Source organism: Enterococcus termitis (genome assembly GCF_001730305.1).
In the GTDB taxonomy this organism is placed as follows: domain Bacteria; phylum Bacillota; class Bacilli; order Lactobacillales; family Enterococcaceae; genus Enterococcus_L; species Enterococcus_L termitis.
Map to the genome: position 1 here is coordinate 13267 of NZ_MIJY01000002.1, position 21373 is coordinate 34639.

At 35.3% G+C, this 21373-nt stretch carries 23 protein-coding genes; 21 read left to right on the forward strand and 2 right to left on the reverse strand.

The window, feature by feature from the left end:
• Nucleotides 1–110 precede the first annotated feature (110 nt).
• Nucleotides 111–692 carry a YdcF family protein gene (locus BCR25_RS03065; RefSeq protein WP_069662151.1) on the reverse strand — a complete coding sequence of 194 codons (582 nt, stop codon included), beginning with the start codon at nt 690–692 and terminating at the stop codon, nt 111–113.
• Nucleotides 693–850: 158 nt separating this feature from the next.
• Between BCR25_RS03065 and BCR25_RS03070 the strand changes: the two genes are divergently transcribed.
• From BCR25_RS03070 to rpmG, 8 genes are all read left to right on the forward strand, one after another.
• Nucleotides 851–1711, forward strand: a complete 861-nt coding sequence (locus tag BCR25_RS03070; RefSeq protein WP_069662152.1) for an aminoglycoside 6-adenylyltransferase — start codon at nt 851–853, stop codon at nt 1709–1711.
• A 413-nt stretch (nt 1712–2124) separates the two neighbouring features.
• On the forward strand, nt 2125–3597 hold the full coding sequence (locus BCR25_RS03075) for a L,D-transpeptidase family protein (RefSeq protein ID WP_069662153.1): 1473 nt from the start codon (nt 2125–2127) through the stop codon (nt 3595–3597).
• Nucleotides 3598–3756: 159 nt separating this feature from the next.
• The gene (locus BCR25_RS03080) at nt 3757–4320 is read left to right on the forward strand and encodes a YdeI/OmpD-associated family protein (RefSeq protein WP_069662154.1); all 564 of its coding nucleotides are present in this window, start codon (nt 3757–3759) and stop codon (nt 4318–4320) included.
• A 94-nt stretch (nt 4321–4414) separates the two neighbouring features.
• The gene (locus BCR25_RS03085; protein ID WP_069662155.1) at nt 4415–5011 is read left to right on the forward strand and encodes a class I SAM-dependent methyltransferase; all 597 of its coding nucleotides are present in this window, start codon (nt 4415–4417) and stop codon (nt 5009–5011) included.
• A 22-nt stretch (nt 5012–5033) separates the two neighbouring features.
• The gene (locus tag BCR25_RS03090; protein ID WP_069662156.1) at nt 5034–5213 is read left to right on the forward strand and encodes a 2-hydroxymuconate tautomerase; all 180 of its coding nucleotides are present in this window, start codon (nt 5034–5036) and stop codon (nt 5211–5213) included.
• Nucleotides 5214–5595: 382 nt separating this feature from the next.
• Nucleotides 5596–7536 (forward strand): threonine--tRNA ligase, encoded by a 1941-nt coding sequence (thrS, locus tag BCR25_RS03095; RefSeq protein WP_069662157.1) that lies wholly within the window; start codon nt 5596–5598, stop codon nt 7534–7536.
• Between the two features lie 204 nt (nt 7537–7740).
• Nucleotides 7741–9873, forward strand: coding sequence for a penicillin-binding transpeptidase domain-containing protein (locus tag BCR25_RS03100; RefSeq protein ID WP_069662158.1), 2133 nt, complete (start codon nt 7741–7743; stop codon nt 9871–9873).
• Nucleotides 9874–9991: 118 nt separating this feature from the next.
• A complete protein-coding gene (gene rpmG / locus BCR25_RS03105; protein ID WP_002296119.1) occupies nt 9992–10141 on the forward strand; it encodes a 50S ribosomal protein L33 in 150 nt (49 codons plus the stop codon).
• Nucleotides 10142–10238: 97 nt separating this feature from the next.
• Here rpmG and BCR25_RS19765 read toward each other — a convergent pair whose 3' ends face one another.
• Entirely contained in the window at nt 10239–10451 is a 213-nt protein-coding gene (locus BCR25_RS19765; protein WP_071879551.1) for a tyrosine-type recombinase/integrase, read from the reverse strand.
• 206 nt (nt 10452–10657) lie between these two features.
• Between BCR25_RS19765 and BCR25_RS03110 the strand changes: the two genes are divergently transcribed.
• The 13 genes from BCR25_RS03110 to BCR25_RS03170 all read left to right on the forward strand — a co-directional run bounded on the left by BCR25_RS03110 (nt 10658) and on the right by BCR25_RS03170 (nt 21364).
• Nucleotides 10658–11134 carry a hypothetical protein gene (locus BCR25_RS03110; RefSeq protein ID WP_139124510.1) on the forward strand — a complete coding sequence of 159 codons (477 nt, stop codon included), beginning with the start codon at nt 10658–10660 and terminating at the stop codon, nt 11132–11134.
• Between the two features lie 11 nt (nt 11135–11145).
• Nucleotides 11146–11457 carry a hypothetical protein gene (locus BCR25_RS03115; RefSeq protein ID WP_069662160.1) on the forward strand — a complete coding sequence of 104 codons (312 nt, stop codon included), beginning with the start codon at nt 11146–11148 and terminating at the stop codon, nt 11455–11457.
• An 876-nt stretch (nt 11458–12333) separates the two neighbouring features.
• Entirely contained in the window at nt 12334–12645 is a 312-nt protein-coding gene (locus BCR25_RS03120) for a type II toxin-antitoxin system Phd/YefM family antitoxin (RefSeq protein WP_069662275.1), read from the forward strand.
• Nucleotides 12646–12663: 18 nt separating this feature from the next.
• Nucleotides 12664–13002 carry a type II toxin-antitoxin system RelE family toxin gene (locus BCR25_RS03125; protein ID WP_069662161.1) on the forward strand — a complete coding sequence of 113 codons (339 nt, stop codon included), beginning with the start codon at nt 12664–12666 and terminating at the stop codon, nt 13000–13002.
• 289 nt (nt 13003–13291) lie between these two features.
• Nucleotides 13292–14032: a phosphotransferase gene (locus BCR25_RS03130; RefSeq protein ID WP_169818980.1), complete on the forward strand. Its 741-nt coding sequence runs from the start codon at nt 13292–13294 to the stop codon at nt 14030–14032.
• A 521-nt stretch (nt 14033–14553) separates the two neighbouring features.
• Complete coding sequence (locus BCR25_RS03135) at nt 14554–14976, forward strand: pyridoxamine 5'-phosphate oxidase family protein (RefSeq protein WP_069662163.1); 423 nt, start codon at nt 14554–14556, stop codon at nt 14974–14976.
• A gap of 411 nt (nt 14977–15387) precedes the next feature.
• Nucleotides 15388–16314 carry a hypothetical protein gene (locus BCR25_RS03140; RefSeq protein ID WP_069662164.1) on the forward strand — a complete coding sequence of 309 codons (927 nt, stop codon included), beginning with the start codon at nt 15388–15390 and terminating at the stop codon, nt 16312–16314.
• A 21-nt stretch (nt 16315–16335) separates the two neighbouring features.
• Nucleotides 16336–17133: an alpha/beta fold hydrolase gene (locus BCR25_RS03145; RefSeq protein WP_069662165.1), complete on the forward strand. Its 798-nt coding sequence runs from the start codon at nt 16336–16338 to the stop codon at nt 17131–17133.
• A gap of 286 nt (nt 17134–17419) precedes the next feature.
• Entirely contained in the window at nt 17420–18280 is an 861-nt protein-coding gene (locus BCR25_RS03150; RefSeq protein ID WP_083242575.1) for a MerR family transcriptional regulator, read from the forward strand.
• Nucleotides 18281–18953: 673 nt separating this feature from the next.
• Nucleotides 18954–19238: a BMC domain-containing protein gene (locus tag BCR25_RS03155; RefSeq protein WP_069662166.1), complete on the forward strand. Its 285-nt coding sequence runs from the start codon at nt 18954–18956 to the stop codon at nt 19236–19238.
• A 19-nt stretch (nt 19239–19257) separates the two neighbouring features.
• The gene (locus BCR25_RS03160; RefSeq protein ID WP_069662167.1) at nt 19258–20268 is read left to right on the forward strand and encodes a DMT family transporter; all 1011 of its coding nucleotides are present in this window, start codon (nt 19258–19260) and stop codon (nt 20266–20268) included.
• A complete protein-coding gene (locus BCR25_RS03165) occupies nt 20269–20553 on the forward strand; it encodes a hypothetical protein (RefSeq protein WP_069662168.1) in 285 nt (94 codons plus the stop codon).
• 514 nt (nt 20554–21067) lie between these two features.
• Nucleotides 21068–21364, forward strand: coding sequence for a BMC domain-containing protein (locus BCR25_RS03170; RefSeq protein ID WP_069662169.1), 297 nt, complete (start codon nt 21068–21070; stop codon nt 21362–21364).
• The last annotated feature ends 9 nt before the right edge of the window (nt 21365–21373 follow it).

Consider the following 21373-nt stretch of genomic DNA (forward strand, 5'->3'; position numbering starts at 1 on the left):
AACACACTAGTAGATTCAAGAAATTAGATTAAACACTTAAAGACTGAGTCCATAATTTCGTGAATTATACCTCAGTCATTTAGCTTATAAATAGATGATAGAAACAAAAATCAATGGTCAAATAGTAAACCATATCCTAACGCACAAACTTCTCTAACATAGGTTTTGAATTTTGCGGAGGATTTTGAAACAGCAGGAAGCCCGCTAATCTCAGAGATACCTAACCGTTTTGCCAATAATTTAGAACGATACATATGAAAATCACTGGTCACGATGACTGTTTTGTCTAAGGATTGTTTTTTTTGTGCATTTTGAATGTTTTCCTTGGTACGAGTCGATGTATCTTCCAGTAAAATTTGTCGGTTAGGGATTCCATTGACTCTTAGATATTCTGCCATAACGCTGGCTTCACTGTCCGGTTCGTCGTCACCTTGTCCTCCACAGACAATAACTGTTACGTTAGGATGTTCCTTCAAGTAAGGCACAGCAGCATCTAGTCGTTCTTTTAAGACTGTGCTAGGATAGGCATTGTCTTTTGAGGAGCCTTTGACCTGTGCCCCTAAAATTAACACTGTATCTGGACTTTCTGTTGGTCGATCTTTTGTTCCGCTAAAAATCAGCAATAGAACAACTGAAGCATATATAATTCCAATTCCTATAATAATCAGCATGATTCGTTTTACCCATTTCATTACACCACTCCTTTCTTATCCAGTTTAGTAGATAAATAAAATGAATGGTGTTGGTTTTATATTTTTTAAACTATTTTTAACGTTTTTAATAAAAGTATAACATAGTCGTTGCGTTTATTTTATACTGTTTTAGGACGAAACAAAAAGGAGAGAACAAGATGAGGACTGAGCAGGAAATGTATCGTTTGATTTTAGATGGTGCCAAAAATGATTCTAGAGTATTAGCCGTGGGATTAAACGGGTCAAGAACAAATCAACGTGCACCAAAGGATTCTTTTCAGGATTTTGATGTAGTTTATGTTGTAGAAGAAATTGCCCCTTTTATTGACGATCAAAAGTGGCTTGATCTTTTTGGTGAGCGCTTGATCATGCAGATACCGGAAGCGATGACGTTGTTCCCGCCAACTGGCAGCGGTCGTTTTACGTACTTGATGCTGTTCGAAGATGGCAATCGAATTGATCTAACACTTTGTCCGAAAGAACAAGCATGTGATTGGAATGAAAGAGACCGCTTAGCTGAAATTCTTTTAGATAAAGCAGGCATATTACCCACTCTCCCAACAGCAACAGATGAAGATTATTGGATCAAAAAGCCAACACAAGAGGAATTTTCTGATTGTTGTAATGAATTTTGGTGGGTCAGCACGTATGTGGTCAAAGGATTGTGCCGTAATGAGTTATTTTACGCTGCGGATCATCTATATGAGCATTGTCGAAAAGAGCTTTTACGTCTTTTTTCTTGGCAGGTTGGAGGAGATAACGGGTTTGATTTTAGTGTAGGAAAAAATTACAAATACTTGCCACTTTATTTAACCGCAGAGCAAAATAAATGTCTTATGAAAACAATGGATCTTTCGAGTGTTGAAGCAGTGTGGGCAGCACTGATCTTGCTTCAAAAGGAATTTGATGGTTTGGCACGAACATTTTCAAAAAAATGTGGGTTTACTTATGATGATGCCTTGGGGGAAAAAATGATCACATATACAAAGAAGCATCGGTTCGCGTTAGAGGAGCTGTAATAAGCACAATTATAAGGAAACAAGAATTATTTATACTGATTTAGTTTAAATAATTCGTAAATAATAGAAATTTAGTGAAAGATATTGTCAAATAGTCTTTTTTCCTATCGACGATATGTGGTAGAATGATAAGTGCACTGTATTAAAATTTTGATGGATACTATTTCCTTATATTTGAAGAAAAGTGAACGTGTCATTTATACATATAAAATAGATTTTTTCTCATCTATAAGCAAATTAATTGAAGATTGTCAGAAATTTAACTACACTAACGGATAAAGATACTTATCTTGTATGATCGTGTGTTATTTCAAACAATCCAAAGGAACAAGGCTTCCTATTTGGCTGCTATAGTAAGGAAGAAGTAGTGAATCAAAGTAAGTATACAAATATAAATAAAGGAAGATAGCGCAATGGAAAATGAAGAAACAGTCAGTCGCTCAGAAAAAAATACACGAGCATCCCAAAGCAATAATCATTCAAATAAAAAGAAGAATCGCTGGTTAGTTCCTGTTGTTGGTTTATTAATTTGTTTATCATTGGTATTTACAGTAGGACTCTTCTACTTCCAGTCTCATTTCTTTGTTACTGCCAAAGCAAATGGAGTGGATATTGGTTTTTTGAGTGTTAAAGATGCTAAGAAGAAATTAGAGGACTTAAATAAGTCGGAGCCGGTGATTATTAAATCTAACGGCAAAGAAGAAACAATCGAATTACCTGAAAAGTATGAGATTACAGAAGAATACTTGAAACAAAGTATTGGCAATCATTCGATCAAATTACCAATCAATGAAGATTATAAGACTGAACTGCAAAATAAATTAGGTGCGCTTGCATTTGAAGAAGGTACACCAAGTCAAGACGCTAAAATTGAAAAGGTTGATGGCGTGTATCAAATCGTACCAGAGCAAATCGGAACGACGGTAGACAAAGAAGCATTGATTAATCAAGTTTTAAAGGACGTTGATGATAACAAAGGAACTTATGTCTATGATGTGAAGGATTTTTATCAAAAACCTGGCGTTACTAAAGACGACAAAGGTTTACAAGATAAATTAGCGATACTTTCTAAAAAAGAAAATAAATCAATCACATTAGATATCAATGGAGAAAAGTTGACTCTTACAAAAGAAGAGTTACAGTCATTTATGAATGAATCCGGCGATGTGGATCAAAATAAAGTTTATGCATGGGTAGAACAAACAAATCAAAAGTATGGTTCGATTTTTAAACCAATCGTCTTTACCAATGTTCATGGAGTAACAACAAAATACAAAAATAACGGCAGCTACGGTTGGGATATCAATATGCCGCAAACAAGAGATTTAATTGTTCAAGCAATCAACAGTGATAAAGAAACAGAAGCGATCACAGTACCGATCGATGGCGATGTAACACAATCCACAACAGTGAACAAAGATTATGTGGAAATCGATTTAAATGATCAAAAAATGTATTTCTTTAAAGATGGTGTAAAAGTCGTTGAGACGGATGTCATCACAGGACGTTACAACAAAGGAACAGCAACTGTTCCTGGTTTCCATACTATTCTATACAAAGATACAGATACAAAACTGGAAGGCGAAATGCTGGATGGTTCTGAATACAGTGTACCAGTGAAATATTGGATGCCGTTGAAGAGTTATGGTGGTGTTGTGACACAGATCGGTATTCATGATGCGGATTATAAAGCAGAGTATTTCGGTAACAAAGAAGCGTATAAAACAAACTTCGGAAGTAACGGATGTATCAATACACCAGGAGAAGCAGTTGCACAAATATTTAATGGCGCGTATGCAGGTATGCCTGTAATCATTTATGGACATATCTATGATGATGCACCAGGAGAATTTGACAAACCTGTTGATTACGGTGAACCAGCTTAGCATGGGAAATTGGAAATTTGTAAGATAGACTAATTTTATAGACAAACTAAAGCTCGTAGCTCATGTAGTTACGGGTTTTTTCTTTTAAATTTTTGGCTTTTTTTAAGCACCTATGTAGTATAATAAGTTAGCATACATTTCTTTTAAGGGAGGATTATTATGGTTGAGTCTTTACAATTTGAAACACGAGCTGAATTTAGAGAATGGTTATCAAGAAATCATCAGTCCGATGAGGGTGTTTGGTTAGTATTTGGGAAAAATAAATCGCTAGTGACTGTGAAAGCAAATGAGGCACTCGAAGAAGCACTTTGCTATGGCTGGATTGATGGTATCATAAAAAAAATTGACGATCAGTCATACATGAAGTATTTTTCTCCACGAAGAAAAAATAGTAAATGGTCAGAAAAAAATAAGGCTCTTGTTAAGCGTTTGGAAGAAGAAGGACTTCTGACAGAGTTTGGCAAAATTAAAATTGAAGAAGCAAAAAATAATGGACAATGGAATAATGTAAATAAACTTAATGAGATAATGGATGAACAAATCAACGAAGTAAGTAAATTGCTTCGTGCAAACAAACAAGCGTATGAAAATTTTCAAGCGATGTCTCCATCAGTAAAGAAAACCTATACCAGAGCCTATTTTGATGCAAAAACGGAAAATGGACGAATAAAGCGTTTGGATTGGATGACTGATCGCTTGGAAAAAAATTTAAAGCCAATGTAGAAGTTATTCCAAGTTTTAGTTCATTTTGGCAATAGTTATATATATAGATGGCTGAGATTGAAAGATTTGGAGAGTTGACTAAAGGAGTGTGTTTATGAATAATTTATTTGACCGTATTGCAGAACACTATGATTCACCAAAACAACTAGAATTAGCTAAGGCAATTTCGGAAAAGATAAAAACAGAACTGACCAATAGCAAAAGTAAAGTTGTACTTGATTACGGCTGTGGAACGGGACTAGTTGGTTTGGCTCTAGCTGATAAATTTGAACAGATAGTATTTGTCGATCCATCTAAAGAAATGATCAATATCGTTGACCAAAAAATCGAACAAATGAAGCTTACAAATACGCAAACAATTGTCGATCATTTTTCAAAAGGCCACACACTTGATTTAAAAGCTGATGTAATCATTCTGTCATTGGTCCTTCTCCACATTCCAGATACGCAAGAAATACTGGAAGCATTATACGAAGTGCTAAATCCCAAAGGTTGTTTGTTGGTTGTTGATTTTGATAAAAATGAAAAAGTTAGTCATGAAAAAGTGCATAACGGTTTTTCACAAACCGATTTGAAACAGAAACTAGAAACAATTGGGTACAAATATGTTCAAAGCGAAACATTTTATCACGGAGAACAATTATTTATGAAGCAAGATGCGTCAATGTTTCTTCTTCGTGCTGAAAAATAAAAAAAAGAGAGGTGGATGAACTATGCCATTTGTACACGTAGAATTGATCGAAGGCCGTTCTGAAGAACAACTGACGAATATGGTCAAGGATATCACCGAAGCAGTAGCCAAAAATGCAGGAGCGCCGAAAGAAAACATTCATGTAATCGTAAATGAGTTAAAAAAAGATCGATATGCTCAAGGCGGCGAGTGGAAGAAATAATTCGTTTGAATTAATGCTTGCTTTTTACTTGAAGAAGTGTTTAAATTAGTTCATAAATGATTGATGAGAAAGACAACTGAACTTGTATGCAGTCTTTTAGAGAGGAAAATCTTGGCTGAAAATTTTCCAGACCAGCGCAGGGAATGACCACTTTTTCCAACCTTTGTCGAAACAAAGGCGGTCGTACCGTTACCACGATAGAGGAACATAGCTATTTGCTGTGTTTAAAATTAGGTGGAACCACGAATTTTTCGTCCTAGTATTTGATTTTCATAATCAATTGCTGGGACTTTTTGCATTTATGTAAAATAGTGAAAAACGATTCTAGCAATGTGGCAAACCAATCTTTTCAATCATAAACATACTTAAGGAGGAAACAACTATGTCAATTAAAATTACATTTCCAGATGGCGCGGTCAAAGAATTTGAGGCTGGCTCGTCAACGTTAGACATCGCTAAAAGTATCAGCAACAGTTTAGCTAAAAAAGCCTTAGCAGGGAAATTGAATGGTACATTAATAGATTTAACTCGTCCAATCGAGGAAGATGGCAGTATTGAAATTGTTACACCTGATCACGAAGATGCTTTAGGTATTTTACGTCATTCAGCTGCTCATTTAATGGCTAATGCGTTGCGTCGCTTATTTCCTAAGATCAAATTTGGAGTAGGTCCAGCTATTGATTCTGGTTTTTATTATGATACAGATAATGGTGAAAATGCGGTAACAGCTGAGGATCTTCCAGCAATCGAAGCTGAAATGATGAAAATCGTGAAAGAAAACAATCCAATTGTTCGTAAAGTCGTTTCAAAAGAAGAAGCATTGGCATTATTTGCGGATGATCCTTATAAAGTTGAGCTGATCACTGAACTTCCAGCAAATGAAGAAATCACTGTTTATGATCAAGGGGATTTTGTTGACCTATGTCGTGGTGTTCATGTGCCATCAACTGGTCGGATTCAAATTTTCCAATTACTTTCTGTAGCGGGTGCATACTGGAGAGGAAATTCCAATAATCAAATGATGCAGCGGATTTATGGAACAGCCTTCTTCGACAAAAAAGATTTAAAAGAATTTATCAAAATGCGTGAAGAAGCGAAAGAACGTGACCACCGTAAATTAGGGAAAGAGCTTGATTTATTTATGCTTAATCCAGACGTTGGTTCTGGTTTACCATTCTGGTTACCTAAAGGTGCAACAATTCGCCGTACAATTGAGCGTTATATTACAGATAAGGAAATTAGCTTAGGTTATCAACATGTGTATACACCAATTATGGCTAACGTTGAATTTTATAAGAGATCTGGACACTGGGATCACTATCATGAAGATATGTTCCCGCCAATGGATATGGGAGATGGCGAAATGTTAGTGCTTCGTCCAATGAATTGTCCACATCATATGATGGTTTATAAAAATGATATCCACAGCTATCGTGAATTACCAATTCGAATTGCTGAACTTGGTATGATGCATCGTTATGAAAAATCTGGCGCTTTATCTGGATTACAACGTGTGCGTGAAATGACATTGAATGATGGGCATACATTTGTTCGTCCAGATCAAATCAAAGAAGAATTTTTACGTACATTGAAATTGATGGTCGAAGTTTATGCTGATTTTGATGTGACAGATTATCGTTTCCGTTTAAGCTTAAGAGATCCTAACAACAAAGAGAAATACTTTGACGATGATGCAATGTGGGAAAGATCTCAAACAATGATCAAAGAAGCAGCAGACGAAGCAGGTATCGATTATTTTGAAGCAGAAGGTGAAGCAGCCTTTTATGGTCCTAAATTAGATGTACAGGTAAAAACTGCACTAGGGATGGAAGAAACACTTTCTACAATTCAAATCGACGCACTATTACCTGAACGTTTTGATTTGACTTATGTGGGAGAAGATGGTGAAAATACACACCGTCCGTTAGTTATCCACAGAGGAATCGTTTCGACTATGGAACGTTTTGTTGCTTACTTAACTGAAGTGTACAAAGGCGCTTTCCCAACTTGGTTGGCACCAATCCAAGCAACAATTATTCCAGTATCTGTTGAAGCTCATTCAGATTACGCATATGAAGTGAAAAAACGTCTGCAAGAGCAAGGCTTACGTGTTGAAGTCGATGATCGTAATGAAAAAATGGGGTATAAGATTCGTGCGTCTCAAACACAAAAAATTCCATATCAAGTGGTTGTTGGTGATAAAGAAATGGATGACGCAGCTGTTAATATTCGTCGTTACGGCAGTAAAGAAACAGACGTCATGGACTTGAATATTTTTGTTGAGAGTATGGTTGCTGATGTATCGAATTACAGCAGAAGATAATAGCAGTAGACGGGTACAAATAATTTAATTAGAAAATTGAGGAGGAATACAAAAGCGGATGTTCTTTTGTATCCCTCTTTTTTCATATGAAGACCGTTCAAAAATTAAATATTTGCTTAGGAAGAGGATTCCCTCTATTTTTTTTTGCATTTTTTCGTTACAATAGAGGGGCAAGACTTTTCTGATACGGAAGGACTAGGATAAATGAAAAAAATGAGCTTTTTAGATAAATTAAAAAAAGAAAATGAAGAACCAAATACACAACGAATGAAAAAATCCCATATTCCATTTCGATTAAACCTATTGTTTTTTGTCATATTTGGTTTATTTGTGGCATTGATCGTGCGTTTAGGGTATTTGCAGATTGCAGAAGGACAGGAGTATGCGCAAAAAGTCGATGAAAACTCAACGCTGAAAATCCAAAGCCGAGCTCCGCGAGGACAAATTTATGATGCTGCGGGGAATGTTCTTGTCGGCAATAAATCCAATTTAGCGATTACGTACACTCGTGGGAAAAAGGTTCAGGCGAAAGACTTGGTTGATATCGCTTATAAAGTGAATGAACTGATCCACGTACCTGCAGATGACTTAACCGAACGAGATAAGAAAGATTTTTGGTTGGCAACGCCCGATAATCTAAAAGCTGCTCAAAAGCGATTAACAGATGCAAACAAAGTTGATGAAAAAGGAAATGCAATCACTGATGAAGGTACGTTGTATATCAAAACAGTAGAAAAAGTGACTCCAGAGGAAATCAACTTTGATGAACAAACAATGCAGGTTGCTACGATTTTTAAACGAATGAACGCTGTGCAAGAGTTGAACACGGCTTTTATCAAAAACGAAGGCGTGACACAAGAAGAAATTGCGGTTATTGGCGAGCATACTTCAGAGATTGCTGGCGTATCTACAGGAATGGACTGGGATCGGGAATATCCGCATGACACAGATCTTAAAAATATTTTAGGAACGGTTTCTTCTCAAAAAACAGGACTTCCTGCAGAGGAAGCAGAAGATTACTTAGCCAAAGACTACGAGCTAAACGATCGTGTTGGAACTAGTTATCTAGAAAAACAATATGAAGATATTCTGCAAGGAAAAAAATCAATTTCAGAAGTAACTTTAGATAGTAATGGAAACATTGTGACCCAAAAGCCAATATCTGATGGTGAAAAAGGTGAGAACTTAAAATTAACGATCGATATGGACTTTCAAGCAAGAATCGAAGCAGTAGTTCGTGATCAATATCAACAGTTGTTAGGAACGGGAAATGCAGCGTATTCAGATGGTGCGTATGTTGTAGTGATGAATCCGAAGACAGGTGCTGTGATGGCAATGGTCGCATTGGATCGAGATCAAGAGACAAATGAACTAACATCGAATCCGCTAGCGACAATCAACAAAGCTTTCGAACCTGGTTCGGTCGTTAAAGGAGCCACGATTTCTGCTGGATATGAACAAGGTGTGATTACTGGTAATGATGTGTTGATTGATGAACCTATTCAAATCTACGGAAGCAAGCAAAAAGCATCTGTGTTCAACAATCAAATCGTAGGAAATCAAATTCCGCTTAGTGCAGAACAAGCATTAGAATATTCGTCCAATGCATATATGATGAAGTTAGTATTAAAAATGATGAAGACGGACTATCAATACAATATGCAGTTGCCTTATGAGACTGGGGACCCAACTTTATTTGAAGTCTTACGTAAAACGTTTGGTGAATATGGTATGGGTGTTTCAACAGGAATCGACTTGCCCGGCGAGGAAACGGGTCTTTCCAACAAAGCATTCAATGATCCAGAGTATGCTCCAATGCCGGGACACTTACTCGATTTATCATTTGGACAGTATGATACGTATACGGCAATGCAGCTAGCACAATACGCTTCCACTGTAGCGAATGGAGGCACACGTTATGCACCGCATGTTGTAGAAGGAATTTATGAAAATAATTCTGATGGTTCAATCGGAAAATTAAAAGAAGCGATCGGACCAAAAGAATTAAATAAGGTTGATATCACGCCAGAACAAATGCAGATCATTCAAAAAGGATTTTATGATGTCGTTCATGGGAGTGGAACCTTCACTACTGGACGTTACATGCAGGGAGCTGCCTTGGATATCGCAGCGAAAACAGGGACAGCAGAGACAAATGTGGGTGAGCATGTTACGGTGAACAGTAACGTTGTGGCTTATGCACCTTATAATGATCCAGAAATCGCTGTAAGCGTGATTTTACCTCATTTGACAAGTGAAAGCAGCAGACCAAACCAATCAATGGTAACGGCCATTATAAATGAGTATGCTGCGTATAAAGCAGAAAAAAATTCGTAAAGTAGTTTTCCTTTACAAATTTTACCAAAAGGGTAGAATTTCAAGAGTAAACATGATATGATATTTGAGGCTAAGAAATATCTTAGAATGACGAAATTAGATATAGGAGGGAAAACACATGCGCGTAAACATTACATTAGAATGTACTTCTTGTAAAGAACGTAACTACCTTACAAGCAAAAATAAACGTAACAATCCTGATCGTTTGGAAAAACAAAAATATTGCCCACGTGAAAGAAAAGTTACTTTACACCGTGAAACGAAATAAGAAGTTTATTTATGAGCTAGAACCCTTGTATGATAAGGATTCTAGCTTTTTTATTTTGACTAGAAATAGTTTTGAATGCCAGTTTGAATGCCATTAGCTAAAAATTAGCAAACTTTACTAGTTTTTGAACCGTTTCTTTTTTAGTTTTTTCAGTTAAATGAGTATAAGTATCCATCGTTTGAGTTATAGAACTATGCCCAAGACGTTCTTGTGCTTCTTTCATAGTAACGCCAGCTTCTAAAAGCATAGAAGCGTGCGAGTGCCGCCAACCATGAGTACTAATTCTAGGTAAGCCAACAGCTTCAGACAATTTTTTAGAACGTGAAGATAACAGAACTCTGAAAAACTTATTTAAAAAGAATAAAGAAGTTAAGTATTAAAAATAAAAAGTCTATCTCTTTATTGAGGTAGGCTTATTTTTTTAGTTATATTTATTTTGTTCTTTGTGTAAAAAGAACTATATGGTATAATTATTTTACCAAAAGAAAAAAGATTTAAATTATTGATAAAAAAGTGTTGCTGTTTGGTTTAATGTGTTTGCTTACTACTGGACTTACCTTATTTTCACAACCAGTAGAAGCTGAAGTACTTGTACAAGGCGAGTGGTTAGCTGATGAAGACTATTATCAACTACTTGATTCTATTCCAGAAGATTGCGAACTAGTTTCAAATGAAGAGTACAGAATGATGCAAATGCAACGTGCTGATGCTGTTTTTTTATCTAGAGGACATGTGCAAGATATAGGATGGCAAGATTGGCGTGGTTCGGGAAAGACTGCTGGGACTACGGGGCAAAATAAATGTTTAGAGGCTATTAGAGTTATGATCTCTGGCAGCAGATATGGTATTAGTTATCAAACCCATATACAAGATATTGGCTGGACACATTGGGTAAGTTCTTCTACCTCGGAATGGAGTGCTCCTATGTCGGGAACTACTGGACAAAGTAAGCGTATGGAAGCTATTAAGTGGAAAATTTTTAAAAGAAGGTAGGTATTTAGAACATGAAAACAAGACTTAAAGTATTTATTAGTTTTTTTCTTATTTTTACGGCTGGAATGATCTTTCTTTTATCAACTTCTATTTCTCCTCAAGTAAAAGCAGAAAAAAATATTGTAGATGAGATGCCTCCTGCAGAAGAGATTTATGCTGGAGAAGAAGGAAAGGTAGAACCAATGGGACAAGAAGAATATGACCAATTGATTGATTCGTTACCTGAAGGAGCTGTTCTTGCTAGCTATACAGATGTATTACCTGATGTAATCAGAGATAAAGAACATGACCCACAAGCCCCAGATTTTGAAACTTCAAAATAATGAATAATGTTTATAGGAATAATATGAAAGCCTTTCGGGGCTTTTTATATACGATTATGTTTAGCCTTATAACTAACTGAGGAAATATGAAAAAGGGTTCTTAAGTAGTTACGTATAGCGCCCCACGCTAATGAGAATGTTAGTGAATGCCATTAGCAAAATATTTAATGATATTTGATGATAAAGTAATAGTTATACCTACTTAATTTTATCTATTACGATGTGCATTTAATGAGGATGACACTACAGAAAAGAAACACAGTGAAACTAAATAAGGTTTTAAATTATACGCTCAATCCTTTGTCAGATAAGGGATTGAGCGTTTTTATTTTGTCTGTAAAAATTGTTGATGTAGATTAGTTAATTTTCTATATACCGAATCAATTTATCAATGGTAGATTTCTCCATCTGTTTAGTTAAATGAGTATAAGTGTCCCAAGTTATAGAGATACCTAAACGATCAAGTCTACTAAGGATTTCTTTAGGACTTATTCCAGTTTGACAAAGGAAATAGTAGAAGAAAAATATTCATTACCGAATATGAATGAAAAGGCTTGAGAATACTATCCTTTCTTGGGGGGGGGTAGGTGTAGTTGATCTCTATGTGTATAGAAATACAAAAATTGTTTCAAATGATGTAGAGAATAATCAATTAAGTTTTTTTAAAAACTTTTTTTAGTCTTTTTTATTGAACTCTTTACATTTTTATAGTAGAATAACTTTAGGAATTGAACAATCAAAACTGCTATTTGATAACCTAAAGTGAAGATAAGAAAAGCGCAAAAAAGCGAAAAAGAGCAAAGTGAATTAAAGCGAAAAAGAAAAAAGCAAAATGAAGAAAAGCGCAGAGAAGCAAGGAAATTAGGAGACGATAACATGAAAATTTTAGACACACCTATTCGTTCAATTTCTGAACTAAAAAAGGCTCCTATGGAAATTATTGAACAAGCAAGAACAACAGGCACAGGCGTTTATATTTTGAATCACAATAAGGATGTTGGTGTAATTTTAAGTAGTGAACAGTACAAAAGGTTGCTTTTAGAAAAAGAGGATTTAGAAGAACAAATACTTGATTTGGAAGTAAAAAACCGATTGTTAACTAACAAAAAAATGTACAGTGATGTTGAAGTACGTGGAGAAAGTGCTGATGTAGAAAGTTTTGCTTCTTTCGATGATGATTGGGAATAGCAGAAAGGTCTTTTGTGGATGTATACCTTACAGTATTTTGAGGAAGCAAAAGAGGACTATAAAAAATTAGATGGTTCTCAAAGGAAAATAATTGATAAAGGGTTGAACAAAATCAGAGAACAAGGAAAACTTGCTGGTGCACCGTTAAAAGGTGAGTTACAAGGATGTAGAAAAATAAAAAATCGAAAACATGGTTTAAGAATTGTTTTTCGTCCTGTAGAAAATAGTGATGAAGTTGAGATTATGCAAATTATCGTTATTGGGAAAAGAGAAAGATTAAAAGTTTTTTCAGATGCCGAAAGTAGATTAAATAGCTCTTTGTCAACGAATGTTGGTGAAGAAAATCCAAAGAATTAAATCGATTTGTTTGATTCCTAGAGGAAACTTCTTCTAGGTTTTTCTGTTTACTTAAAAAAGAATCGAGCCAAAACATAAAGAAATTCTCAACTTGAAATTGTAAAAATTACGAAATCCGTAAGCATTCCTCTTCAACACTTTAAAAAATATTCAACGACTTCTTTTTCAGCTAAATATGTGCTGAATGAACTAGAATTATCTGTTGAAGTGCAACACTTCCTTAAAATAGTCTGTTAGAATAGATAAGGAGATATTCTGTTTTCTAGTGCCAATGAAAGGGGACATACTGTTGAATGATTTTGAAAAAGGGAACATGTCGACAATAACTAAAAAAGGAAACACTATTTATAAGTCTAAACCCTATAATAGTCAAACCATGAAGCGATTCCTAAATTACATGGAACGTTACAATTTGAATATGCCTAGATACTTGGGAGAAACAGCTGACAAAATACATTTATCTTATGTAAAAGGAAACAGCATTCACATTAATATTGACAGTATTCCATTTGAAGAGAAGGTAGTTATGATCAATAGTGCTGCTCAACTTTTAGCAACATTCCATAAAGCTACAGAAAATTTTCTGATTTTAGAAGAAGACAAGTATTTCCTTAGCTATAATGGATCTCTTGAGATAGATGTTATTTGTCATAATGATTTTGCGCCATACAATTTAACTTTTGAAAATTTTGAAGCCATTGGAATTATTGATTTTGATACAATTTGTCCTGCACCAAGAGAATGGGATATTGCATATGCTTTATATAGATTTATTTTGATTGATAAAAATAGAGAAAGTGAGTATCAAGAGCTAATTAAACTATTTCTTAAAGCATATAATTATACAAAGGATACCGACTTTTTCCCTATAGTAATTGAAAGGATTCAGGCATTGATCAGTTTATTTGATGATGAAATAAGTAAAAATAACCACAGTTTCATTGCGATGGAGAGAGACGGACATAAGAAATTTTATCTAGAAGAAATTCAACGTATTAGCAATATTTGGACTAGCCGTGACAATGTTTGATCGCTATCATTAAATTAAATTTAATGATTGTATCATCAAAATCAGCAGAAAAAATATCTAACTAAAATGATCTACCACCAAATATAATCGCCTAAAAATAGTCGCAGGTAATGATTACCTGACCTAATCCCTAGATATATACCTATTATTGAAGCAATGATTATACTGAAAATAAAAACGTTACGTTTCATGTTTAATACTGTGCGTAATAAGAATGTAAAACCAGTAAAAAAAGCAACTGATAGTGAAACTGTCGTCGGATAAATAACGATAGAAAAAAATAAGATAACAATACCCAAATGGATCACCTCATAAATTAGTAATAAATATATTGTACCATATATACCTGTTATCAATGAAATCGTTTAGCAGGAATACTCTAGCTGAATTTGTAGGAGTTCCAATGATATTTTTTAGATAAAGGGTATTTTTTCAATGCTTTTATTCTTTTTTGTTTCATATTACTATTTCTAAATGCTGTTTCGTGATATATTTTAGAAAAGTCTATAAAGGAGATACGTATGGATAATAATATAATTGAACACGCAAAAGAATTACTATCAACCTGCGAGTCATTTTTACTATCAACCAATGATCGAAACGGATTTCCTAACACGATCGTTGTATCAAAACCAATTATCAGAGCAAGTTTTTATAATTTAAAATTTTTTGTAGACGGAAATGGTCAGACCGTGGAGAACATTCTACATAACAAAAAGGGAAATGTGTGTTGTTACGATGAAGATCGGCATGAAAGTTTGCTGTTGAAAGGCATTTTTAGTGTGGAAGACATCGAGGAATTCAAATTGATCAAGGATCGATTAAATACATATCAAAAGCAGCTAAACCATGAAAATCCAGTTGTTCTCTCGTTCGAGGTATATACCGTAAAAGTTCATTCACAAACAAAAACATACTGGAAAGATGTAGACGATATCGATTAATAATCATAGAAAAATTGAAAAGTATTTATACGTTGTGATCTTGATGTTGGCTGAATAGGACGTTAATAGTAAATGGACTGTTTCAGAAAAAGTCGTCAGTCTTAAGTGTTCAACATAGTTAAATTAGGCTAGAAACCACAAAATGCGGCTTCGTTTTTTGTGGTTTTTTTGTTATAAGAATCGTTGTTAAAAAAAGGCTTGCTCAAATCCACATTTGCCAGCTAATGTTTTCAATTATCGTAGAATATAAATAAAATAGTCATTTTAGATTGCTTTACGCTGAAAATTCTTTATACTTTAGTAAAGAGGAATATTTGTTATTTTATAAATGAGTATAGAAAAATTTTAGCTCTTTTATGAAGTAATATTTTCACTCGAAAATGTTGGTACAAAGGTGTTGGAGGAGTTTTAATGAAAAAAGTAATAGTGATTATAGGCTTATTTATTTTGTTCTTTCCTAGTAATTATTATGCTAAGGATGTAGATCTGTCTTTTATAGAAAGCAGCTTTGATTTTTCAAATGATTTATCCAGTCGTTATGCTAAAAAAAAGGTATTGAACGGGAAAACAACCGTTATTAAGAAGAGAAAAGACAAGATATATTTAACTTTTCCTTTCAAAAAGCAACCGTATCAATATTTTGCAAGTTTTGTATTAAATGGTCCTGCGAATGTTTATACTGGCTTTATTGAAACGATTTATTATCGCGATAAAGTTAAAATTAAGGATATCTATTACGAAAAAAATCCAGTAAAAACAAATAAAACCGGCATTTTTACGACAGATTTGTGTTTTACTTCAGAAGAAAACGTTGTTTACCATTATAAAAATGTACCCTATATGGTCAGTAGCGATCGACCGACCGCATTTTTTTCTGAGATTAATTTTGATGAAGAACATGCTCGGATAACAGGCAAAATGAAAATGTTTGCTTCAAAAAATACATATCAAGTTGAACTTTTTTATACAGATAATGAAGAGTATCATTACCAAGAAGCAATTGTAGCTAAGAATGGAACGTTCACGATTGACCTGAATCGAAATGGGCAGTTGGGCAAGATGTATCTTAGAGGAAGTGATGGGCTTGGAAATTATGCGAATGCCTATGATATTCAAAAGCAAGGACAGGTGACATATCAGATTGCTCCTGAAACGTTAAAGGAAATAGAGAACAGTCATAAAACGATGAAAAGTAAACCCAAGTTCAAGCAGCTCGTTTTGGTGATTATACGGAGAACGTTGGGGACGATTGCAGTAATTTTGATATTATTGCGTTTAAGGGTTATTCTAAAAAGAAGAAGGAGAAAGAAGCTGCGTAAAAAGCAGTTTCACAGATGAATAGGTTAAGGAGTGAATAATGTGAAAATCAGTATTCGACATCGTTATATTAAAAAAATTCCAGTATTGGAAGTTGTTTCAGAAGAAAATAAAAACAAAGCATTGCCTTTTGTTGTGTATTATCATGGTTGGCAGTCAGCAAAAGAATTGTCATTGACTCAAGCAAGAAAGCTGGCAAGAAAAGGAATCCGAGTGATCTTACCGGATGCGATGAATCATGGCGAGCGTAAAACTGGTCCAGTGTCACCGATTCCTTCAGTAACGTTTTGGTCCAGTATTCAATATAATATTATTGAGTTTTCGCAATTAGTTCGTCATTTTGAGAAACTTGAATTAATTGAAGCTGGAAAAATTGGTGTAGGTGGTGTTTCAATGGGAGGAATAACCACGTGTGCCTTATTGACACAGCATCCTGAAATCAGTGTTGCAGCTTGTATGATGGGAACACCGGCTCCATTGCGTTACATTGAACGAGTAATGGAACGAGCAGAAGAAATGGATTATTTTGTACCAAAAGATTTGCCTTTGCTGCAAAGCTGGGTAAACTATTATGATTTATCTAAGGTTCCTGAAAAATTAGCAGAGCGTCCAGTGCTGTTTTGGCATGGAACAAAAGATCCTAAAATCCCCTATGAAGACATGGCTGATTTTTATGAAAAAATCTCTTCAGAAGAATACGCCAAGCATAGTCGTTTTATCACTGGAAAAGATGAAGGGCATCTTGTTAAGGGTGAAATGATGGACGTTGTAGCAGAGTGGTTCGAAGAAAATTTAAGCAAACATGAAACTGAAACAACCATAATCGACGTTGAGAAATAAGAGAAAATTCACGAAAATGTCAAAATTACAGACGATTCAATTCTTGGTATCATTGATACAAAGTGATCGATGTAATCAAAATAAAGTGTAGCATGTCTTTTTCCCATTGTTGATTCGGATTTTGAGCGCAAAATAAAACAAGAGAAATTTTTCGTTTTGTTTTGTGCTATTTTTTTGTAAGTAAAAGAGTTCATTATAGGCTATGTTACTTATTTTCTTCTCCCTCTTGACAAAGTTTGTTGTATTATTAATAATGTAAGGGGTTGCGTTAATTGGAGATATGCAAATGAATAAAATGGAAAACTGTATCAATGTAAATCAAATGTACTCGATTGGTGAGGTTGCAAAGATTTGCAATGTTTCCCGCAAAACATTGCGTTTCTATGAACAATTAGGTTTAGTGACGCCGGATCATGTCAGTGAAGAGAATGGGTATCGTTACTATACGGAACAAACGATGAATTTGATACCTGTGATTAAGTATTACAAGCAAATGGGATTTAAGTTGCAAGAAATGGGAAACGTGCAAAATACTGGGGACTATTTTTATCAGGAGACGAACTTTTTAGCAAAGCTGTCTGAATTAAAACGAGAAGAACAACGTATTCGTAACAGTTATACAGCTGTTTCAGATTGGATTGGGTTATTGCGAGAAGGGTCTATTGCAATCGAAAATCAGTTGCAAAATGTGAATGTAAAATATTTGGATCGAGAAGCCTATGTATTTATGGAACAGGATTTTTGTTATGATTATATGGATGCTGTCATCAATATTCCGTGGGTCAATTATTTAGAAGAACAGGAGTGTGAGATCACCGGTCCTGTGATTCTTCATTTTGAAAACTGCGAGGAAAAAATGTTGTGTAAATCTCGTAAAATGAATGTGATGCAAAAGCCAGTCAGTATCATGAACGCTGAGATGCCAACGACTTTTTTTGGTGGTCAGATGTTTCTATCCAGTTACTATTTAGGTGATCCGGCTAATATCTGTCAGCAGTATAAAAAAATGTTGTTATGGGCTGATGAGCATGAGTATCGATGCTCAGATGAGGTGTATGAACGCTACGTGATCGATTATTGGTCGACGATGAATGTTAATAATTTTGTGATTGAATTATTGATTCCTGCTGAAAAAAATAAACAATAGTATAGAAACTTATTTAGAGAAGTTGGGACAATTGCATAGTCCAAAGGATTAAGTAGGTGCTGGTACTGAGTAACCATACGCTCGTACTTCGCTGTGTTAGCTCTTAGAAGTTGATGCGATTGCAGTGGTTGCTCTTGCGCTCACCGTTTATTCGGATTCCGAATGACTGGTATGTAACTTATATAGTTACATACCAGTCGTTTTTAGTGTTTTATGTAAAGGTTACCCTTAAGGGTAACCTTTTATTTTTTGTTATTAAATAAAAGATAGATGCAATATTTAAAAGTGTTTTTTTGAATATATCTGTTATATTATATTCAGAGTTTTTCTGACGAACGTGAATTTATGAGCAAAAGGAAAAAAATCTTCATTTTATCATGTGAAAAAAACAACAAGTTCTGTATCAACAGAAAAAACTGATTCTTTTCAATAAGTAAAATCAATCTAATTTTTTAGTTGTTATAAAACACGACTATTATTAGTTTTTCCGTACTATAACAGAAGTTGATTCTCATTTATTGAGAATAATTGAGAAGAAGGTGCTGTATTAACAGATAAGATTTGTGTTTCAAAAAAAAAATCAACTTGACTACTCCCTTAAGGTAAGCCTGTAAAGTAAGTGATAGTAAGGAATGAAACCGTTTTACGGTAATTATTTTAGGAGGAAACAAATATGAAATATGATGCATTAGGAATGGTAGAAACCAAAGGATTAATTGGCTCCATTGAAGCAGCAGATGCAATGGTCAAGGCTGCAAATGTTTCACTTGTTGGAAAAGAATTTGTCGGCGGAGGCATTGTTACTGTAATGGTACGAGGCGACGTGGGTGCTGTAAAAGCTGCTACAGATGCTGGAGCGAGTGCTGCTGAACGTGTAGGTGAATTGTTGTCTGTTCATGTCATTCCACGTCCACATGGAGAAGTAGAAAACATTTTACCTGCGAATAAAGCAAAATAAATAGTTAGGGGAAACGTCAATGAATAGTGAAAAAAGTATTCTGGGTGCAAATACAAGCGCAGATCTAAAAATGAAAGAGGTAAGTAAAGGATTTCAGGTCAAGGGAATTACGAATGGTTTGGTTTCCGGTATAACTTACGGCATTTACTCTACTTTAGTTGTAGTTGCCAGCGGGTATGATCCGTTGATTAGTGCGGCAGGTTTTTTAGCAGCTCCGTTTGTTTGTTCAGGTTTAAATGATTTTTTTGCTGGTATTTTTCTTTTGTTTTATAACGCAAAACACGGACGCTTAAAAGAGATCATTCGAATGGTCAAAACTAAACCAGGGAAAATGCTTGTGATTGGCTTTTTATTAGGTGGCCCGATCGCCAATGGTGCTTATCTTGTGGGACTGGCGATGGCTGGAGCATACGCGATCCCCATTTCAGCTACTTGTAGTCTGTTTGGTGCGTTATTCTCTTGGATTTTCTTAAAACAAAAGCCGACTGATCGAATCGTTTTAGGAATGGTTGTTTGTGTGATGGGTGCAATTGTAATTAATTTGGTTAAACCAGAAGGCGCACCGAACTTTACGTTAGGAATTATCTGTGCGTTAGTTGCAGCTGTTTCTTGGGGCTTGGAAGGTGTCTTTTCAAGTTTTGGTGGGGCAATGATTGATACAGATGTAGCTGTAAATTTACGTGAATTGGTTTCAGGATTATTTGTGATGATTTTAGTCTTACCATTTGTTGGCGGTGTAGGCTTGCTGTTTAAGACATTAGCTGCTGGTACACCAGTTATGTGGTTGCTACTTTCTGGGTTAAGTGCTGGGATTTCTTTCTTAACTTGGTATAAGGCGAACGCAATGGTAGGGACAGCTGTAGGAATGTCTCTAAATGTAACGTATGCCTTTTGGGGCGTAATCTTTAGTGTGATCTTCCTAGGTCAAACACTTACCCCAACGATGGTGATTGGTTCAATCGTTATTGTGATCGGTGCGATTTTAGTGACGATGAATCCTCTAGACTTCTTTAGAAAGGGGGAAGCGTAAATGCTTTTACCTAGTCGAACTGCTGTTTTGAATCAAATGTATGATCAGCGTGAATTGGATGTTAAGAAAATCATGGAAGAATTAAAACCCCAATATGGGAATGAAAAGCAATTTAACGAAAAATTATATTTAGAACATCTAATGGCTTTGGAAGCTAATGGCTTGGTAGAACTGACAAACTATTGCTTAGACGAGCAAGAGGAACTAGTTATGTCCTATAAGATTACAGATGAAGGTCGATCGACAGTTGAGAAGTATGTAGATCAAGCATATCGATTAGCGTAGATTCAGCTTTTATAATGTCTAGCTTCGTGGGCTAAACTCTCGGAAAAAAGATAAAATCTGCATGTGATAAAAAGCGTCACAGTCAAATTTTCCTATTTTTCGTTCGAGTTTGGCAAGCCCACTCAGCTTTTATAATGTCTAGCTTCGTGGGCTAAACTCTCGGAAAAAAGATAAAATCTGCGTGTGACAAAAAGCGTCACAGTCAAATTTTCCTATTTTTCGTTTGAGTCTTGCAAGCTCGCTCAGCTTTTATAATGTCTAGCTTCGTGGGCTAAACTCTCGGAAAAAAGATAAAATCTGCATGTGACAAAAAGCGTCACAGTCAAATTTTCCTATTTTTCATTCGAGTTTGGCAAGCCCGCTCAGCTTTTATAATGTCTAGCTTCGTGGGCTAAACTCTCGGAAAAAAGATAAAATCTGCATGTGACAAAGAGCGTCACAGTCAAATTTTCCTATTTTTCATTCGAGTCTGGCAAGCCCACTCAGCTTTTATATTAGAAATGGGGGATTGTATTTGGTTTATCGTGGTGAGGAAGCGTTGGGACTTATTGAGACGGTTGGTCTGGTTCCTGCGTTGAAAGCTTGTGATGAGATGTTGAAGGCAGCGGATGTTGAGCTGGTTTCTTATGAAAATATTGGTTCTACATTAGTCACGATCATGGTCAAAGGAGATGTGGCGGCAGTTGAAGCTTCTGTAGCTGCTGGTGCTAGGGCGGCGGAGGCAATTGGTACGTTGACTGCACAAAATGTTATGCCAAGACCGATTCCATCTGTTGGGGACATTGTTTCTGTCCATGCAATAGATGTGTAAATAAGGGGG

Excerpts from the sequence above, each read along its gene's own strand:
- BCR25_RS03065 (WP_069662151.1), bottom strand. The coding sequence starts at position 692 with ATGAAATGGGTAAAACGAATCATGCTGATTATTATAGGAATTGGAATT.
- BCR25_RS03070 (WP_069662152.1), top strand. The coding sequence starts at position 851 with ATGAGGACTGAGCAGGAAATGTATCGTTTGATTTTAGATGGTGCCAAA.
- BCR25_RS03075 (WP_069662153.1), top strand. The coding sequence starts at position 2,125 with ATGGAAAATGAAGAAACAGTCAGTCGCTCAGAAAAAAATACACGAGCA.
- BCR25_RS03080 (WP_069662154.1), top strand. The coding sequence starts at position 3,757 with ATGGTTGAGTCTTTACAATTTGAAACACGAGCTGAATTTAGAGAATGG.
- BCR25_RS03085 (WP_069662155.1), top strand. The coding sequence starts at position 4,415 with ATGAATAATTTATTTGACCGTATTGCAGAACACTATGATTCACCAAAA.
- BCR25_RS03090 (WP_069662156.1), top strand. The coding sequence starts at position 5,034 with ATGCCATTTGTACACGTAGAATTGATCGAAGGCCGTTCTGAAGAACAA.
- thrS (WP_069662157.1), top strand. The coding sequence starts at position 5,596 with ATGTCAATTAAAATTACATTTCCAGATGGCGCGGTCAAAGAATTTGAG.
- BCR25_RS03100 (WP_069662158.1), top strand. The coding sequence starts at position 7,741 with ATGAAAAAAATGAGCTTTTTAGATAAATTAAAAAAAGAAAATGAAGAA.
- rpmG (WP_002296119.1), top strand. The coding sequence starts at position 9,992 with ATGCGCGTAAACATTACATTAGAATGTACTTCTTGTAAAGAACGTAAC.
- BCR25_RS03115 (WP_069662160.1), top strand. The coding sequence starts at position 11,146 with ATGAAAACAAGACTTAAAGTATTTATTAGTTTTTTTCTTATTTTTACG.
- BCR25_RS03120 (WP_069662275.1), top strand. The coding sequence starts at position 12,334 with ATGAAAATTTTAGACACACCTATTCGTTCAATTTCTGAACTAAAAAAG.
- BCR25_RS03125 (WP_069662161.1), top strand. The coding sequence starts at position 12,664 with ATGTATACCTTACAGTATTTTGAGGAAGCAAAAGAGGACTATAAAAAA.
- BCR25_RS03135 (WP_069662163.1), top strand. The coding sequence starts at position 14,554 with ATGGATAATAATATAATTGAACACGCAAAAGAATTACTATCAACCTGC.
- BCR25_RS03140 (WP_069662164.1), top strand. The coding sequence starts at position 15,388 with ATGAAAAAAGTAATAGTGATTATAGGCTTATTTATTTTGTTCTTTCCT.
- BCR25_RS03150 (WP_083242575.1), top strand. The coding sequence starts at position 17,420 with ATGAATAAAATGGAAAACTGTATCAATGTAAATCAAATGTACTCGATT.
- BCR25_RS03155 (WP_069662166.1), top strand. The coding sequence starts at position 18,954 with ATGAAATATGATGCATTAGGAATGGTAGAAACCAAAGGATTAATTGGC.
- BCR25_RS03160 (WP_069662167.1), top strand. The coding sequence starts at position 19,258 with ATGAATAGTGAAAAAAGTATTCTGGGTGCAAATACAAGCGCAGATCTA.
- BCR25_RS03165 (WP_069662168.1), top strand. The coding sequence starts at position 20,269 with ATGCTTTTACCTAGTCGAACTGCTGTTTTGAATCAAATGTATGATCAG.